The sequence below is a fragment of the Pseudomonas sp. CCOS 191 genome (genome assembly GCF_001007005.1).
Lineage (GTDB): Bacteria > Pseudomonadota > Gammaproteobacteria > Pseudomonadales > Pseudomonadaceae > Aquipseudomonas > Aquipseudomonas soli.
The window spans coordinates 2,177,893-2,193,501 of record NZ_LN847264.1 but is presented as its reverse complement, the minus strand read 5'-3'; the positions used below and the strand labels follow the sequence as shown (position 1 = coordinate 2,193,501).

The 15,609-nt window shown below is 67.6% G+C and carries 12 protein-coding genes; 5 read left to right on the top strand and 7 right to left on the bottom strand.

Going from position 1 to position 15,609, the window contains the following annotated elements; all coding sequences use genetic code 11:
• The first annotated feature begins 127 nt into the window (after positions 1–127).
• Both CCOS191_RS10145 and CCOS191_RS10140 read left to right on the top strand, forming a co-directional pair.
• Positions 128–751, top strand: a complete 624-nt coding sequence (locus CCOS191_RS10145) for a ferric reductase-like transmembrane domain-containing protein (RefSeq protein WP_046855072.1) — start codon at positions 128–130, stop codon at positions 749–751.
• 15 nt (positions 752–766) lie between these two features.
• A complete protein-coding gene (locus CCOS191_RS10140) occupies positions 767–1,255 on the top strand; it encodes an HvfX family Cu-binding RiPP maturation protein (protein ID WP_046855071.1) in 489 nt (162 codons plus the stop codon).
• A gap of 69 nt (positions 1,256–1,324) precedes the next feature.
• Here the strand turns inward: CCOS191_RS10140 and CCOS191_RS10135 are convergent, their stop codons facing one another.
• The 3 genes from CCOS191_RS10135 to CCOS191_RS10125 all read right to left on the bottom strand — a co-directional run bounded on the left by CCOS191_RS10135 (position 1,325) and on the right by CCOS191_RS10125 (position 7,047).
• Positions 1,325–4,471 (bottom strand): efflux RND transporter permease subunit, encoded by a 3,147-nt coding sequence (locus tag CCOS191_RS10135; RefSeq protein ID WP_046855070.1) that lies wholly within the window; start codon positions 4,469–4,471, stop codon positions 1,325–1,327.
• Between the two features lie 15 nt (positions 4,472–4,486).
• The gene (locus CCOS191_RS10130; RefSeq protein WP_046855069.1) at positions 4,487–5,713 is read right to left on the bottom strand and encodes an efflux RND transporter periplasmic adaptor subunit; all 1,227 of its coding nucleotides are present in this window, start codon (positions 5,711–5,713) and stop codon (positions 4,487–4,489) included.
• Between the two features lie 119 nt (positions 5,714–5,832).
• Positions 5,833–7,047, bottom strand: a complete 1,215-nt coding sequence (locus tag CCOS191_RS10125) for a TolC family protein (RefSeq protein ID WP_046855068.1) — start codon at positions 7,045–7,047, stop codon at positions 5,833–5,835.
• 213 nt (positions 7,048–7,260) lie between these two features.
• Here CCOS191_RS10125 and CCOS191_RS10120 point away from each other — a divergent pair, with 213 nt between their 5' ends.
• The 3 genes from CCOS191_RS10120 to CCOS191_RS10110 all read left to right on the top strand — a co-directional run bounded on the left by CCOS191_RS10120 (position 7,261) and on the right by CCOS191_RS10110 (position 11,639).
• The gene (locus tag CCOS191_RS10120; protein ID WP_046855067.1) at positions 7,261–8,481 is read left to right on the top strand and encodes a putative DNA modification/repair radical SAM protein; all 1,221 of its coding nucleotides are present in this window, start codon (positions 7,261–7,263) and stop codon (positions 8,479–8,481) included.
• Positions 8,478–9,320: a TIGR03915 family putative DNA repair protein gene (locus CCOS191_RS10115; protein WP_046855066.1), complete on the top strand. Its 843-nt coding sequence runs from the start codon at positions 8,478–8,480 to the stop codon at positions 9,318–9,320. The genes CCOS191_RS10120 and CCOS191_RS10115 overlap by 4 nt, the downstream gene beginning before the upstream one ends.
• Before the next feature lie 150 nt (positions 9,321–9,470).
• Positions 9,471–11,639 carry a TonB-dependent siderophore receptor gene (locus CCOS191_RS10110; RefSeq protein WP_046855065.1) on the top strand — a complete coding sequence of 723 codons (2,169 nt, stop codon included), beginning with the start codon at positions 9,471–9,473 and terminating at the stop codon, positions 11,637–11,639.
• 102 nt (positions 11,640–11,741) lie between these two features.
• On the opposite strand, the gene CCOS191_RS10105 is transcribed toward CCOS191_RS10110, so the two are convergent.
• The 4 genes from CCOS191_RS10105 to CCOS191_RS10090 are packed head-to-tail and all read right to left on the bottom strand — an operon-like array spanning position 11,742 to position 15,571.
• On the bottom strand, positions 11,742–12,497 hold the full coding sequence (locus CCOS191_RS10105) for an ABC transporter permease (RefSeq protein ID WP_046855064.1): 756 nt from the start codon (positions 12,495–12,497) through the stop codon (positions 11,742–11,744).
• On the bottom strand, positions 12,497–13,702 hold the full coding sequence (locus CCOS191_RS10100; RefSeq protein WP_046855063.1) for an ABC transporter substrate-binding protein: 1,206 nt from the start codon (positions 13,700–13,702) through the stop codon (positions 12,497–12,499). The genes CCOS191_RS10105 and CCOS191_RS10100 overlap by 1 nt, the downstream gene beginning before the upstream one ends.
• Positions 13,689–14,510, bottom strand: a complete 822-nt coding sequence (locus CCOS191_RS10095) for an ABC transporter ATP-binding protein (RefSeq protein WP_046855062.1) — start codon at positions 14,508–14,510, stop codon at positions 13,689–13,691. Before CCOS191_RS10095 ends, CCOS191_RS10100 begins: the two co-directional genes overlap by 14 nt.
• On the bottom strand, positions 14,507–15,571 hold the full coding sequence (locus tag CCOS191_RS10090) for an acyl-CoA dehydrogenase family protein (protein ID WP_046855061.1): 1,065 nt from the start codon (positions 15,569–15,571) through the stop codon (positions 14,507–14,509). The genes CCOS191_RS10095 and CCOS191_RS10090 overlap by 4 nt, the downstream gene beginning before the upstream one ends.
• Positions 15,572–15,609 lie beyond the last annotated feature (38 nt).

Sequence of the window (15,609 nt, the reverse complement as noted above, 5' to 3'; positions counted from 1 at the left end):
CGCCACTACACAGCGATACATAACACCGCCCTCCTCGACACACTGTCGATACCCCGCCAGCACAGACTTCCGGCCAGCACAGCGCGACGGCAACCCGCCGTCGCCGAGCACGCCGGAAACCCTGCCCATGAAAGCGTTACCACTGCCCTCTGGCTGGAAGCTGTTCCACGCCCTCGCGGCCCTGACCCTGCTGATGACCGCTGTGGTGCTTGTCACCCATCCGCTGGGGGCCGACGGCCTGCGCAGCGCCATTCGCGCCACGGCACGCAGCTCTTTCGCACTGTTCCTGCTGACCTTCCTGGCCTCGACGCTGGTCACCCTGCTACCCGGCCAGGCCAGCCGCCAGTTGCTCCGTGAACGGCGCTACCTGGGCCTGGCCTTCGCCTTCTCGCATACGGTCCATGGCGTGCTGATCTACCTGTATGCGCAACGCTACCCGGAGTTGTTCTGGGCCGGGCGCAGCGCCGTGGCGAACATCCCGGGCTCGGTGGGCTACCTGTTCATCCTGTTGCTGGCCCTGACCTCGTTCAAGGCACCGATGCGCCTGCTCGGCCCACGCCTGTGGAAAGGCCTGCACAGCACCGGCACCTGGGTGCTGGCGGCGGTGTTCTGCCTGTCGTTCTACAAGCGCATCCCCATGGGTGGTTGGTACCCGCTGGCGTTCGCCCTGATGTTCGCCGCCATCACCCTCAAGCTCATCGCCAAGCAGGCCCAACGCTCACGCCGGGCCGCCACTGCCCTGTCGCACTGACACAAGGAGATCACCATGCTGACAAACACCCTGACTCGCCCGTTCATGGCCCTCGACCGGGCTGGTAGCTGGAGCGCCGACCTGCCGCTGCGCCTGTTCCTGGCCTGGGAGTTCTTCGAATCGGGCCTGGAGAAGTTCAATGGCGCCAACTGGTTCGCCGACCTGCAAGGCAGTTTTCCGTTCCCGTTCGACCTGCTGCCGGCTGGCCTGAACTGGCAACTGTCGATGTGGGCCGAGCTGCTCTGCCCGCTGCTCCTGCTGCTCGGGCTCGGCACCCGCCTGGCCTCGGCGGTGCTGATGGTGGTGACAGTAGTGGCGATCGCGGCGGTGCACTGGCCAAGCCAGTGGTCGAGCCTGGCGGAACTGGGGCGGGGGTATGCGATCACCGACCAGGGGTTTGGCAACTTCAAGCTGCCGCTGATCTACCTGGTGGCGTTGTTGCCACTGCTGTTGAAAGGCTCTGGAAGGTTGAGCCTGGACCACTGGCTGTGGCGTCGGCGTTGAAGCATCGCGGGGCAAGCCCGCTCCCACGCAAGCATCACTGTGGGAGCGGGCTTGCCCCGCGATAGGGGTTCACGCAGTCTCGGCCTCATCGCGCCGGTGCGCCCACTGGTACAACGCCGGCAGCACCAGCAAGGTCAGCGCCGTCGACGACAGGATCCCGCCGATCACCACCGTCGCCAGCGGTCGCTGCACCTCGGCACCGGTGCCAGTGGCCAGGGCCATCGGGATGAACCCGAGCGATGCCACCAGCGCGGTCATCAGCACTGGCCGCAAGCGGGTCAAGGCGCCCTCCTCGACTGCGGCACGCAGGCCGCGCCCTTCCTCGCGCAGGTTGCGGATGAAGGCGATCATCACCAGACCGTTGAGCACCGCCACCCCGGAAAGCGCGATAAAGCCCACGCCCGCCGAGATCGACAGCGGAATGTCGCGCAGCCACAGCGCCAGCACGCCACCGGTGAGGGCGAAAGGAATCCCGGTGAACACCAGCAGACCGTCCTTGAGGTTGTTGAACATCATCAGCAGCAAGGCCATGACCAGCAGCAACGACACCGGTACCACCACGCGCAGGCGCTCGGCCGCCGACTGCAGCTGCTCGAACTGGCCGCCCCAGCGGGTCCAGTAGCCCGGTGGAATCTGCACCTGGTCGATCAAGGTCTGCGACGCCTCCTCGACGAACGAGCCCAAGTCACGCCCGCGTACGTTGGCACTGACCACCACCACGCGTTTGCCGTCTTCGCGGCTGACCTGGTTGGGACCCAGCTGCAGGTTCAGCGTGGCCACCTGGGACAGCGGGATGAAGCCGATCTGCGCAGCGCCCGCGGCGGCACTGGCCGGCACCGGAATCAGCAGGCTCGACAGCCCGTCGACATCGGTGCGCAGCGCCTCGGAGAGGCGTACCACCATGTCGAAGCGACGGTCGCCTTCGTACAGGGTACCGGCGGTACGGCCCCCCACCGCGATGGCGATGGCATCCTGCACATCGCCCACGTTCAAGCCGTGGCGGGCGGCCTTGTCGCGGTCGATATCGATGGTCAGCACCGGCAGGCCGGTGGTCTGCTCGACCTTCACCTCGGACGCCCCCGTCACTTGCTGCAAGCTGGTGGCGATCTGCGCGGCGGTGCGGTTGAGCACCTCCATGTCATCACCGAACACCTTCACCGCCACATCGCTGCGCACCCCGGAAATCAGCTCGTTGAAGCGCAGCTGGATCGGCTGCGACAGCTCGTAGTTGCTGCCCGGCACGCTGGCTGCCGCCTGCTGCACCTCGGCGATCAGCGCATCACGCGACTTGCCCTGGTCTGGCCACTGCTCGCGCGGTTTGAGCATCACGTAGGCATCGGAAATGTTCGGCGGCATCGGATCGGAGGCGATCTCGGCGGTGCCGGTGCGGGCGAACACTCGCTCGACTTCCGGCACCCGCTCGATGATGGTCTTCTCCAGGCGCTGCTGCATGTCCACCGACTGCGACAGGCTGGTGCCCGGCACGCGCAGGGCCTGCAGGGCGAAGTCACCCTCGCTGAGGCTGGGAATGAACTCGCTGCCCATGCGGCTGGCCAGCACACCGGACAGCAGCACCAGGGTGGCGGCGCCGGCAAAGGCCAGGTTGCGCCGGCCCAGCACCCACTCCAGCACCGGGGCATAACGACGGCGGGCGGTGCGCATGACCACGCCCTCTTCTTCCTTCACCTTGCCGGTGACGAACAGCGCGAGGGCCGCGGGGACGAAGGTCACCGAGAGGATCATCGCCCCCAGCAGCGCCATCACCACGGTGAAGGCCATGGGGTGGAACATCTTGCCCTCGACCCCGGTCAGGGCAAAGATCGGCAGGTACACCACCATGATGATCAATTGCCCGTAGATCAGCGGCCGGCGCGCCTCGCGGGCGGCGGCAAACACTTCGTGGAAGCGCTCGGAACGGGTCAGCATGCGGCCATGATGCTGCTGGGCATGGGCCAGGCGGCGAATGGCGTTCTCGACGATCACCACCGCGCCGTCGACGATGATGCCGAAGTCCAGCGCACCCAGGCTCATCAGGTTGGCGCTGACCTTGTTGCTGAACATGCCGGTAAAGGTGAACAGCATCGACAACGGGATGACCATGGCGGTGATCAGCGCGGCGCGGATGTTGCCCAGGAACAGGAACAGCACCGCGATGACCAGGATCGCGCCTTCGATGAGGTTCTTCTTCACCGTGGCGATGGCCTTTTCCACCAGGTTGGTGCGGTCGTACACGGTGATCGCCACCACGCCCTTGGGCAGGCTGCGATTGATCTCCTCGAGCTTGGCCGCCACCGCCTGGGACACCGTGCGGCTGTTCTCGCCGATCAGCATGAACACCGTGCCCAGCACCACTTCCCGGCCGTTCTCGGTGGCGGCGCCGGAGCGCAGCTCCTGGCCCAGGCCGACCTGGGCCACGTGGCTGACGCGGATCGGCGTGCCGTCGACGCTGGAGATGACGATGCTGGCGATGTCCTCGGCCGAAGCCACCTGGCCCGGGGCGCGGATCAGCAATTGCTCGCCGTTGCGTTCGATATAGCCGGCGCCGACGTTGGCGTTGTTGCGCTCCAGGGCGGCGATCAGGTCGTTGAGGGTCAGCTTGTAGGCTGCCAGGCGCTTGGGCTCCGGGGCGATCAGGTACTGCTTGGCGTGGCCGCCGATGCTGTTGACCTCGGCCACGCCAGGCACATTGCGCAGCTGCGGCTTGATGATCCAGTCCTGGATCACCCGCAGGTCGGTGGCGGTATAGGGCGTGCCGTCGTCCTTCAGCGCGCCGTCCGTGGCCTCGACCGTCCACAGGAAGATCTCGCCAAGGCCGGTGGAGATCGGCCCCATGGCCGCCTCGATGCCCTCGGGCAACTGCTCGCGGGCCACCTGCAGGCGCTCGTTGACCAGTTGCCGGGCGAAGAAGATATCGGTGCCGTCATCGAAGATCACCGTTACCTGCGACAAGCCCGAGCGCGACAGCGAGCGGGTCTGCTTGAGGCCGGGCAACCCGGCCATGGCGGTCTCGATGGCGAAGGTGATGCGCTGCTCGGTCTCCAGGGGCGAATAGCCGGGCGCGGCGGTGTTGATCTGCACCTGCACGTTGGTAATGTCGGGCACGGCGTCGATGGGCAGCTTCTGGTAGCTGTGGATGCCCACGGCGGCCATCAGCACCACGGCGAGCATCACTACCAGGCGCTGCTCGATGGCGAATTGGATCAGGCGTTCGAACATGGAAGGCGTCCCCGGTCAGTGGCTGTGTTCGGCCGAGCCTTTGCCCAGCTCGGACTTGAGGACGAAGCTGCCGGCGGCGGCCACTTCGGTACCGGCGGCCAGGCCTTCACGGATCTCCACCTGGCCGGCATCACGCCGGCCGGGCTTGACCGGGCGGGCCGCGAACCCTTCATCGGTGCGGGCGAACACCACGGTCTGCTCTTCCCAGGTCTGCAGGGCGCTTTCCGGCACCACCACCGCGGCGTCGAAGCGCTCGACGGTGACCGCGATATTGACGAACAACCCGGGGCGCCAGGCGCCATTGGGGTTGGCCAGGGTGGCGCGCACGGTGGCGGCGCGGTTCTGCTCGCCGAGCAGGCTGCCGACGTAGTTGACCTTGCCCTCCACCTGGGCGCCGAGGTCCGGCGCGCTGACGCTGACGCCACGGCCACTGACCACCTTGTCCAGGTCACGCGGAGCCACGGCGAAGGTGGCCCAGACCCGGCTCAGGTCAGATAGCGTGAAGGCATTGCTGGTCTCGTCCACCACCTCGCCCACGGTCAGGTGCTTTTCCACCACCACTGCGTCGAACGGTGCGCGCAGCTCGTAGCGGTTGCCCTTGCCGGCCGGCGCCACCGCGGCGACCTTCTGCCCGGCGTTGGCGGCGGCGATCTCGGCCTCCTGCAGCGCCTGGCGGGCCAGCAGGTAGTCCTGCTCGGCACTGATGCGCTCCTGCCACAGCTGTTTTTCACGCGTGAAGGTCAGCCGGGCCAGCTCCAGGCGCCGTTGCGCCGCCTGCTGCTCGCTACGCAGCTCGGAAATCTGCTGGCTGGCGATCACCGCCAGCACCTGGCCGCGCTTGACCGCCTGGCCCAGCTCGGCCTGCACCGACTCGACCACGCCAGGAACCCGTGGCACCACATGAGCGGTGCGATCTTCGTCGAAACGGATTTCGCCGGGGAAGCTGATGGCGGTGCCCAAGGTGCGCGGACCGGCGGTGGCCAGCTGCACGCCGGCGGCGCGGATCTGCTCGGCAGTCAGGTGCAACTGGCCCTCCTCCTCGCCATGCCCCTCGCCTGTCGACTCTCCGTGGCCGTGTCCGTCGTCCTTCTCTTGGTCATGGCCGTGGCCGGCTTCACCGTGGTCGTCGTGTTGTGCCTGGCCGCTGCCGGCCTTGCCGAGGGTGCCGGTCCAGGCCGCGCCACCGAGGCCGATAACGGCCAGGGCGGCGGCGAGGATGGCGAGCTTGCGTGGGTTGGTCATTGTTGCTCCTGCTTGAAATGTCGTCTGTCAGATCGCCGGCAAGCCGGCTCCCACAAGGGTTGACGCGGATTTCTGTGGGAGCCGGCTTGCCGGCGATAGGGCTGCGCAGCAGCCCCCGTTCACAGTCCTGTCGGAAGCTCGCCGTAGATCCGCTCCACCTGCGCCCGGGCATCGGTCGCCTGGGCCAGCGCGTCAAGGTAAAGCCCGCGCGCCTCGATCAGCGTGCGCTGGGCATCGAGCACATCGAGGAAGGCGAACTTGCCCATCTCGAAACCTCGGGTGGCGGTGTCCACTGCCTGCTGGGCGGCGGGCAGGATGGTGCGGTCATACGCCTGCACCTCGCCCATGGCCGTGCCCCACTGCTCCAGGGCACTGCGGGTTTCGCTGCGCAGTCGCAGTTCGACGGCGTTGCGCAGATCGCGGGCCTGGTCGGCGCGGCGCGCGGCGGCCAGTACGTTGCCCTGGTTGCGGTCGAACAGCGGCAGCGGCATGGACAACCCCACCACATTGACCCGCTCACGCTCCTCACGGCTGTACTGGCTGCCCAGGCTCACGGTCAGGTTGGGGATGCGCTGGGCCTTCTCGGAGCCCAGGCTGGCATCGCCACGCTCGATCTGCGCCGCGGCCAGGCGCCATTCGGCGGTCTGCTCGACCGTGGCCAGCAGGCGTTCGGCCTTGGGTGCCGGGCCTGGCGAGAGCGAGCTGGCGTCGAGTCGGTCGAAGCGGGCCTCGGCGCTGCCGGTCAGCCGCGCCAGGGCTTGATTGGCCACCGTGCGTTCGGTTCGCGCCCGGCGCACCGCCGCCTCGGCCTGGGCCAGCTGCACCTGGGCGCGGGTGGCCTCCACCGGCGAGGACTGCCCCGCGCGCACCCGCCCCTCCACCACCCGCAGGCCGCGTTCGGTCAGCGCCTGCGATTGCTGCGCCAACTCCAGCGCGGTCTGCGCCCGCAAGGCGGCATGGAAAGCCTGGATCACATCGGCGCGCAGGCTGTTGCGCTGACGCTCGAGCTCCAGGCGGGCGACCGCCTGGCCGGCCTCGGCGACCTCAATCCGCGCACCGCGCTTGCCGCCCAGCTCCAGGGCCTGGCTGAGGGTCACGGTGGTGGTACTGGTGTCACGGCGGGTGTCCTCGACCTCCCACGACAGCTCGGGGTTGGGAATCAGCCCGGCCTGGCGGCGCTCGCCTTCGGCGATGCCGATCTCGCGGCCAATGGCGGCGAAGTCCGGGTTCTGGGCAAAGGCGGCGTCGAGCGCCTGGTCCAGGCTCAGGCCCTCGGCGCCGGCAGGGCCGGCCAGCAACAGGCAGAGCAAGGCGATCTTGCGGGGGATGGGCACGGCGGAAGTCCTCGTCGACAAGCGGCGGAATGCTTTGGCGAGGGACTTTAGGGAGCCTTGGTTATCCGGGGGGTGGCGTGAAGATTACAATTCTGTAATCGAGCGCTCGGGCGTTCCACGGGGGACTTGGCAGCGCCCGGCCGATCAGAAGCCCTTGCCATCAGACCAATCCCGAAATACTGTATGAATACTCAGTATTCAGCGGACCGCCCCATGCAACTCATCGCCAAACTCGGCATCCTCGCCGACGCCGCCAAGTACGACGCGTCCTGCGCCAGCAGCGGCGCGCCCAAGCGCAGCTCGCGCGGCCGCGACGGCCTCGGCGCCACCGATGGCATGGGCATCTGCCACAGCTACACCCCCGATGGCCGCTGCGTGTCGCTGCTCAAGGTGCTGCTGACCAACTTCTGCCTGTACGACTGCCAGTACTGCGTCAACCGCCGCTCGAGCAACGTGCCCCGGGCACGCTTCAGCCCCGAGGAGGTGGTGCGCCTGACCCTGGACTTCTACCGGCGCAACTGCATCAGCGGCCTGTTCCTCAGCTCAGGCATCATCCGCTCCGCCGACTACACCATGGAGCAGCTGATCCGGGTGGCGCGCCTGCTGCGCGAAGAACACGCCTTTCGTGGCTATATCCACCTCAAGACCATTCCCGACGCCGACCCGCTGCTGATCGAGGAAGCCGGGCGCCTGGCCGACCGGCTGAGCGTGAACATCGAACTGCCCACCGACGCCAGCCTCCAGCGCCTGGCCCCGGAAAAGCGCGCCAGCACCATCCGCCAGGCCATGGGTGTGATCCACCACGGCCAGCAGGCCGTCGCCGGCGAGCCGCGGGCACCACGCTTCACCCCTGCCGGGCAGAGTACCCAGGTGATCGTCGGCGCCGACGCCACCGACGACAGCACCTTGCTGCGCAACGCCGAGTCGCTGTACCAGGGCTATGGACTCAAACGGGTCTACTACTCCGCCTTCAGCCCGATCCCCGACAGCCCCTCCAGCGTGCCCCTGGCCGCGCCGCCGCTGCTGCGCGAACACCGCCTGTACCAGGCCGACTTCCTCCTGCGCGGCTACGGCTACAAGGCCGGTGAACTGCTGGGCGAGGCCGGCAACCTGGCTTTGGACATCGACCCCAAGCTGGCCTGGGCGCTGGCCAACCGCGAGGTCTTCCCGCTTGACGTCAACCGCGCCGAGCCGGCGTTGCTGGCGCGCATCCCCGGTATCGGCCTGCGCAGCGTGCAGCGCCTGGTCGCCCTGCGCCGGGAGCGGCGCATCCGCTACGACGACCTGATCCAGTTGCGCTGCGTGCTGGAGAAAGCCCGCCCGTTCATCGTCACCAGCGACTATCGCCCGGCCCAGGCCGAGCTGCGCAGCGGCCTGCTGCGGGCCCGCCTGCGCGAACCCCAGGCGCCCGTGCAGATGGGGCTGTGGGGATGATCGCGCTGGATTGCGGCGATGATTTCACCATCTGGCGCGACCAGGCCCGCCAACTGCTCGGTCACGGCATCGACCCGGCCACGGTGACCTGGGGCCAGACCTGGATGGATGACTTGCTGGCCGTGCCCACGCCCCTGCCCGCAGGCCCCGGCCCGTTCCACGCCCGCGTGCCGGCGGCGCTGCTGACCCAGCTGGAACAGGCCGGGCGCTACCGCGGCGAGCAACGCTGGAACCTGTTGTACGAAGTGCTGTGGCGCGTCGCCCATGGCGATCGCACCGCGATGCTGGCCGGCGACCGCCTGGGCACTGAGCTGCAACGGCGCATCCGCCAGGTCGGCCGCGAGGCTCATCACCTGCATGCCTTCGTGCGCTTCGTGCCACTGCCCGAAGCGCTGGCCGAGCAGTTGCAACTGGACCTGGTGGCCTACCACGAACCCGCGCATGACATCCTCGACAGCGCCAGCGCGCACTTCGCCGAACGCCTGGGCCGCCAGCGCTGGCTGATCGCCACGCCCCACGACGGCATCCGCTACGACGGCGCGCAACTGGACTACCGCCGCCAGTGCCCGGAAGACTGGCGGCAATGGGCGCGCAACGCCGACGACCCCGGGGCCGAACTGTGGCTGGCCTACTACCGACACACCTTCAACCCCGCCCGGCTCAACCCCGGCGCATTGCGCCAGCATCTGCCCGGACGCTTCTGGCGTCATCTGCCCGAGGGGCCGCTGATCCCCGAGCTGGTGGGCCAGGCACGGCACGGCAAGCAACGCGACGGCCAGGCGCTGGAAATAGGCAGGCAACAAGGTAAACGGATTGGCGCAGGTGGCACTGATCGATAGGTGTGGCTGTGGGCAAACCAATCCATTCGAATGGAAAAATGTGAAAATTTCATCATTTTCAATTCATACGCCCTGTTCTTGATCGGGCAATCCCTACATACTTATTGCTAATCGTTCTCATAAGCACTAGCAATAAGGATAAAGCTCGGCATGTCATCGCTCCCCTCGCCCCACCGTTTCGCGCCCACCCGCAACCTGCTGGCCATGGCCATCTGCATGGCCACCCTCACCCCCGCGCTGGCAGCCGAACAGGCCCCTGCCGTGATCGAGCTGGGCGCCACGGCCATCGACGACAGCAGCCTGGGCAGCACCACCGAGGGGTCGAAGTCGTACACCACCGGCGCCATGTCCACCGCCACCAAGCTGCCGCTGACCATGCGCGAAACGCCTCAGGCGGTGACGGTGATCACCCGCCAGCGCATGGACGACCAGGGCATGACCAGCATCAACGACGTCGCCAGGTACACCCCGGGCCTGTTCCTCAACCAATCCAACGGCCCGGGCCGGCAGACCTACAAGGCCCGTGGCTTCGACGTCGACAACATCATGTACGACGGCATCCCCAGCGCCTACACCGGCTGGGTGGTCGGCGCCCAGCCGAACCTGGCAATGTTCGACCGGGTGGAAGTGGTGCGCGGCGCCACCGGCCTGGTCACCGGTTCCGGCACGCCCTCGGCGGCCATCAACCTGGTGCGCAAGCGCCCGTTGGCGGAGCAGAAAGTCACTCTCACCGGCGCCGCCGGCAGCTGGGACAACTACCGCGGCGAACTGGACGCCTCCAGCCCGCTCAACGACAGCGGCACCCTGCGCGGTCGCGTGGTGGCCTCGTACCAGGACGCCAACGGCTTCCGTGACGGCCAGCAGGAGGACCACGGGCTGTTCTACGCGATCACCGAGGCCGACCTGAGCGAAGACACCACCCTTACCCTCGGCCTCTCCCACCAGAAGGACAAGACCAACGTATTCTGGGGCGCGATCCCCACCGCCCTCGACGGCCATCACCTGGACCTGCCACGCTCCTACAACCCGGCCACCGACTGGGAGGTCAAGGACCAGGAGATCAATACCCTGTTCGCCGAGGTGCGCCAGCGCCTGGCCAATGACTGGAAGCTGCAGGTCAACGCCACCTACAGCGAGCAGAACGCGCTGTTCCGCGGCTCCTACCAGTCGCGCTGGGACCTGGCCAAGCCGCTGAGCCGGACGGTCTACCAGTCGGCCCACGACGAGAACCAGCTGGGCCTGGACACCTTCGCCAGCGGCCCGTTCGAGGCGTTCGGGCGCACCCACGAGCTGGTGGTCGGCGCCAGCAAGCGCATCTACGACATGAGCGAGCGCAACTACAGCCCCTACGACATGGACTACCCCATCGACGGCGGCAAGCCCGACTTCCTGCACACCAGCAGCAGCCGCTACCTGATCAACCAGGAAGGCGTGTACACCACCACCCGCCTGAGCCTGGCCGACCCGCTCAAGCTGATCCTCGGCGGGCGCCTGGACTGGTACGACTACGACAAGCGCGGCAGCAACGATGGCGACTACAAGGTGACCCGCAACGTTACCCGCTATGCCGGCCTGATCTACGAGCTGGACGAACACCACTCGGTCTACGCCAGCTATACCGATATCTTCCAGCCACAGGACAGCCAGGACAGCAGCGGCACGCCGGTGCGGCCGATCGAAGGCAAGAACTACGAAGTAGGCATCAAGGGTGAATACTTCGATGGCGCGCTCAATGCCAGCCTTGCCGTGTTCCGCATCGACCAGGAAAACCGCGCGGTCGAGGTGGACGACAAGAGCGTCTGCCGAGCGGGCCAGTTCACCTGCTACGAAGCCTCCGGCGAGGTGCGCAGCCAGGGTATCGACTTCGAGGTGCAGGGCGCGCTGACCGAACAATGGCAGATCGGTGCCGGCTACACCTACGCCCGCGTGCACACCACCAAGGACGCCAAGAACCCCGCCAACGTCAACAAGCCGCTGTCCTCCGACACCCCCGAGCACCAGCTCAAGCTGTTCACCACCTACCGCTTCCAGGGCCCGCTGGAAAAACTGCGCGTCGGTGGCGGCGTCACCTGGCAGAGCCGCATGTACAACGATTTCAGCGTGGCCGACGGCAGCCGCTACCGCCTCGAGCAAGGCGCCTATGCGGTGACCGACCTGATGGCCGGCTACGCGGTCAACCAGCATCTGGACCTGCAGCTCAATGCCAACAACGTGTTCGACAGGAAGTACTACTCGTCGATTTCCAGCTCGGTGAACTACGGGGGCGACACCTTTGGCGATCCGCGCAACCTGATGCTGACCGCCAAGTACAGCTTCTGACCTGCCCAGGCGCAGGGATGCGCCTAATACCCTAATTGAACGCGGATTTTGTGGGCGCTGCGTTACGCCGCCCCCACAAATCCAGGCCCGCGCTCTCTTTCTTCAGGCATGCACCCAGCGTCTATGCAGCGCCCGCGCCAAGGCATCGAGCATGAACCCCAGTGCGCCGATCAGCAGCACCATCGCCATCAGCTCCGAATAGGCCAGCCGGTCGCGGGTGTCGAGGATGAAATAGCCAAGCCCGGCACTCACCCCGAGCATTTCGCACGGTACCAGCACGATCCACAGGATGCCGATGGCCAGGCGCACGCCGGTCAGCACATGGCCGATTACCCCGGGGATGATCACCTTGCACAACGTCTCCCAGCGCGTGGCGCTCAGGCTGCGGCTCAACTGCAGCCAGCGAGGGTCGAGCTGGCGCACCCCGGCGGCAGTGTTGAGCAGGATCGGCCACAGCGCGGCGAAGGCCAGCAGGAAGTAGATCGGCTGGTCGCCCACGCCCATCAGCATCACCACCACCGGCATCCACGACAGCGGCGAGATCATGCGCAGGAACTGGAACGCCGGCGTGGTCGCCGCCTCCAGGTGGCGATAGCTGCCCACCAGCAGGCCCAGCGGCACGCCGATCAGCAGCGCCAGCAGCAGGCCGACGAGGATACGCTCGAGGCTCACCCAGATATGCCCGTAGACCTCGCCCTGCCCCAGCAGCTCGATCAGGCTTTGCAGCGTGGCCTGCGGCGCGAAGCGCGCCGACAGGCCATCGGCGGCGCCGAACAGGCGCACCCCCGCCCACCACAGCAACAGCAGCGCCGCCAGGCCCGCCAGGCCCAGGGCGCCATGCACGAAATGCCTGCGCATCAGACCGCGAACTCCTCGCTACGCTGGAAGTTCTCGGCAATGCCGAACGCCGCCGGGCCACCCACCGCGGCAATGGCGTTGCGCACGAAGCGATCGTCCACCAGGTCGCGGGCGGTCTGGGCCGGGTCGAGGGCGGCAAGGAAATCGCTCTCGCCGACGATCAGGGTGTTCTTCAGGCGCTTGACCAGCTCCTCGGTGTAGCTGGGGAACGGGTAAGGCTGGAAGTCGATGCGCTTCTCGTCCCACTGCTGGTGCTGGATCGCGCCGCTGGCGATGTAGCCAGCACGGTCCTCGGCCGATGGCGCCAGCACCTTGGTCAGCACCGCCGGCTCGTGCGGGGTGTACTTGTTGGGGCCGGCCTTGGACAGCAACGCCGCGGCCTCGGCACGGTGCTCGCGGGTCCAGTGCTGGGCCTTGACGATGGCGTTGACCACCTTCTGCGACCACTCCGGGCGATTGTTCAGGTCATGCTCGTGCATGAACACCACACAGCAGGCGTGGTTGCGCCAGACGTCGCCGGTGAAGCGCTGCACGCGGCCGACCTTGAGGTTCTCGGCCAGGGCGTTGAACGGTTCGGCGACGATATAGCCGGCGATGCGCTTGCTGGCCAGGGCCGGCGGCATGTCCGAAGGCGGCAGCACCAGCAGGTTGACTTCGTTGTCCGCCAACTGCGCGGTGGCGGGCTTGGACACCGGTTTGAGGCCGTTGTCGGTAAGCATCTGCTGCAGCACCACGTTGTGGATCGAGTACCAGAACGGAATGGCCACGGTCTTGCCGCCGAGCTGCTTCATGTCGGTGATGTCCGGGGCCACGGTCAGGCCCGAGCCGCCGACGTGGTTCCAGGCCACGACCTTGGCTGGCACCTTGCTGCCGTAGCGCGCCCACACGGTCATCGGCGACAGCAGGTGGATGACGTTGACCTGCCCGGAGATGAACGCCTCGATCACCTGGGCCCAACTGCGCAGCAGCACCGGGCGCTCGGCCTTGATGCCCTCGGCCTCGAACAGGCCGTTGTTGTGCGCCACCAGCAGTGGCGTGGCATCGGTGATCGGCAGGTAGCCGATGCGCACCGGCGCGTCCGGCTCGGCGGCCGCGCGGGCTTGCAGGCTCGACAGCAACGGCACGGCGCCGGCGGCGGTGAGCATGGCACTGAGCTTGAGAAAATCGCGACGGGACGTGGTGGAACAGCAGTCATCCATGCACATGGACAGCCTCCGAGGGCAAGGGGGATGGGGTGGGTTCGGCTGTGCGGCTTGCCCGCCGAAGGGTCTTGAGGATTTCGATACGCAGCGCGCCCAGCTCCTCGACCCGCTGCGCGCGGGGCTGCGGCAGGTCGATGTGCCACTGGCCGAGGGTGCGCGCCGGGTGGTTGCCCAGTAGCAGCACGCGATCGGACAGCAGCAGGGCTTCGTCGATATCGTGGGTGATCAGCACGGCGGCGGTATTGTGGGTGGCAATCAGTTGCAGCAGCAGTTGCTGCATGTCGGCGCGGGTCACCTCGTCCAGCGCGCCGAATGGCTCGTCCAGCAACAGCACCTCGGGCTGGCGCGCCAGGCAGCGGGCCAGCGCGGTGCGCTGGGCCATGCCGCCGGACAACTGCGCCGGGTACTGGCCACGGGCGTGGGCCAGGCCCACCGCGTCGATGGCGTGGTCAATACGCGCGCGCCGCTCGGCCGCCGGCAGCTTGGGCTGGCGGGCGAAGTCGAGGCCGAAGGCGACGTTCTTCTCCAGGCTCAGCCAGGGCAGCAGGCTCGGGTCCTGGAACGCCACCGCCAGGCGCGGGTGCGGCCCCTGCAGCGGCTCGCCGCGCAGCTGCACGCTGCCGCCACGGGCCTGCTGCAGCCCGGCCAGCACGCGCAACAGGCTGGACTTGCCGACCCCGCTGGGGCCAAGGATGGTCACCACCTCGCCCGGCGCCAGCGCCAGGTCGAACTGCTCCAGCACCGCCTGCCAGCCACCGTCGCGCGGGTAGCCCAGGCTGATGTCACGGGCTTCGAGCAGCACCTCGGTCATGCGCTGGCCGCCTGGCGTTGCAGTTCGGCGCGCAGCTGCACCAAGCTCGGGGTGACGATCGGCACGAACGCCGACTCGCGCCAACGCCGGGCGAAGCCTTCGCCATAGGCCGTCAGGTAGGCCTTGCCACCGCTGGCCTGAAGTTCCAGCTGCACGGCGTCGGCGGCGCATTCGGCGAGGGTGATGCGCAGTTTGAACAACGCGGCCGGTTGGCCCTGGAAGCGCCCGTCGAGCAACCCCTGCTTGAGTTCGCCGACGGTATTCTCCAGGCGTTCCTTGAGTACCTGGCGGGCCTCTTCGAGGAACGAGCCACGGCCCTGCAGGTGCTCCTGCACTTCATCCAGCGCTCGCCGGGCGAGACCGATGGCCATGCCGCACTGCAGCGCCAGGAACGCCGGACGCACCTTGGGCAGGAACTCGCGGGCGTTGTCATGCAGCAGCCAGTCGCGGGCCAGTGGCACCTGGTGGAACGCCAGCGCCGCGGTGTTGCTCGACTGCAGGCCCATCAGTTGCAGATCGTCGGAGCGCTCCAGGCCCGGCGCGTTGGAGGGAATGGCAACCACGAACGGTGCGCCGCCGGCGTCATCCTCGATGGCCGCCGCCACCACGAAACCGCGCTTGCGCAGGTTGGTCACCCAATGCAGCCGACCTTCGAGGTTCCAGCCATCGGCCGCGAGGCGGCCACGCACCTGCAAGGCCTCGATGCCGGAGAGAAACTTCATGGCATTGGACAGGCCGGTGGCCCCGGCGAGTTCGCCCTTGAGCAGGTCGGGCATCAACCGTTTGCACAGCTCCCGGTTAGGGCTTTGCAGCAAGTACTCGATGAAAGCGCGCTGGCCCCAGCAGACGAAAGCCGCGGCCAGCGAACGGCTGGCGATGGCGGCAATGGCCTCGACCGCCTCGCTGACGTCGCCGCCCGTGCCACCCAGGGCCGGGTCGACGCCGATGCGCAGCAACTGCGACTCGGCGATCTGCGCCAGCACCAGGTGCGGATCGCACTGGCCCTGGTCAATGGCCTCGGCATTGGCATCCAGCCATTGTCCAAATGCATGGTCAAGCATGTCCCTAACTCCTTGTGAAACGCCGGGCGCGCCGGCAT

Coding starts and splice junctions, on each gene's coding strand:
- CCOS191_RS10145 (WP_046855072.1), top strand. CDS start 128: ATGAAAGCGTTACCACTGCCCTCTGGCTGGAAGCTGTTCCACGCCCTC.
- CCOS191_RS10095 (WP_046855062.1), bottom strand. CDS start 14,510: ATGACCGAGGTGCTGCTCGAAGCCCGTGACATCAGCCTGGGCTACCCG.
- CCOS191_RS10090 (WP_046855061.1), bottom strand. CDS start 15,571: ATGCTTGACCATGCATTTGGACAATGGCTGGATGCCAATGCCGAGGCC.
- CCOS191_RS10115 (WP_046855066.1), top strand. CDS start 8,478: ATGATCGCGCTGGATTGCGGCGATGATTTCACCATCTGGCGCGACCAG.
- CCOS191_RS10100 (WP_046855063.1), bottom strand. CDS start 13,702: ATGTGCATGGATGACTGCTGTTCCACCACGTCCCGTCGCGATTTTCTC.
- CCOS191_RS10140 (WP_046855071.1), top strand. CDS start 767: ATGCTGACAAACACCCTGACTCGCCCGTTCATGGCCCTCGACCGGGCT.
- CCOS191_RS10120 (WP_046855067.1), top strand. CDS start 7,261: ATGCAACTCATCGCCAAACTCGGCATCCTCGCCGACGCCGCCAAGTAC.
- CCOS191_RS10110 (WP_046855065.1), top strand. CDS start 9,471: ATGTCATCGCTCCCCTCGCCCCACCGTTTCGCGCCCACCCGCAACCTG.
- CCOS191_RS10130 (WP_046855069.1), bottom strand. CDS start 5,713: ATGACCAACCCACGCAAGCTCGCCATCCTCGCCGCCGCCCTGGCCGTT.
- CCOS191_RS10105 (WP_046855064.1), bottom strand. CDS start 12,497: ATGCGCAGGCATTTCGTGCATGGCGCCCTGGGCCTGGCGGGCCTGGCG.
- CCOS191_RS10135 (WP_046855070.1), bottom strand. CDS start 4,471: ATGTTCGAACGCCTGATCCAATTCGCCATCGAGCAGCGCCTGGTAGTG.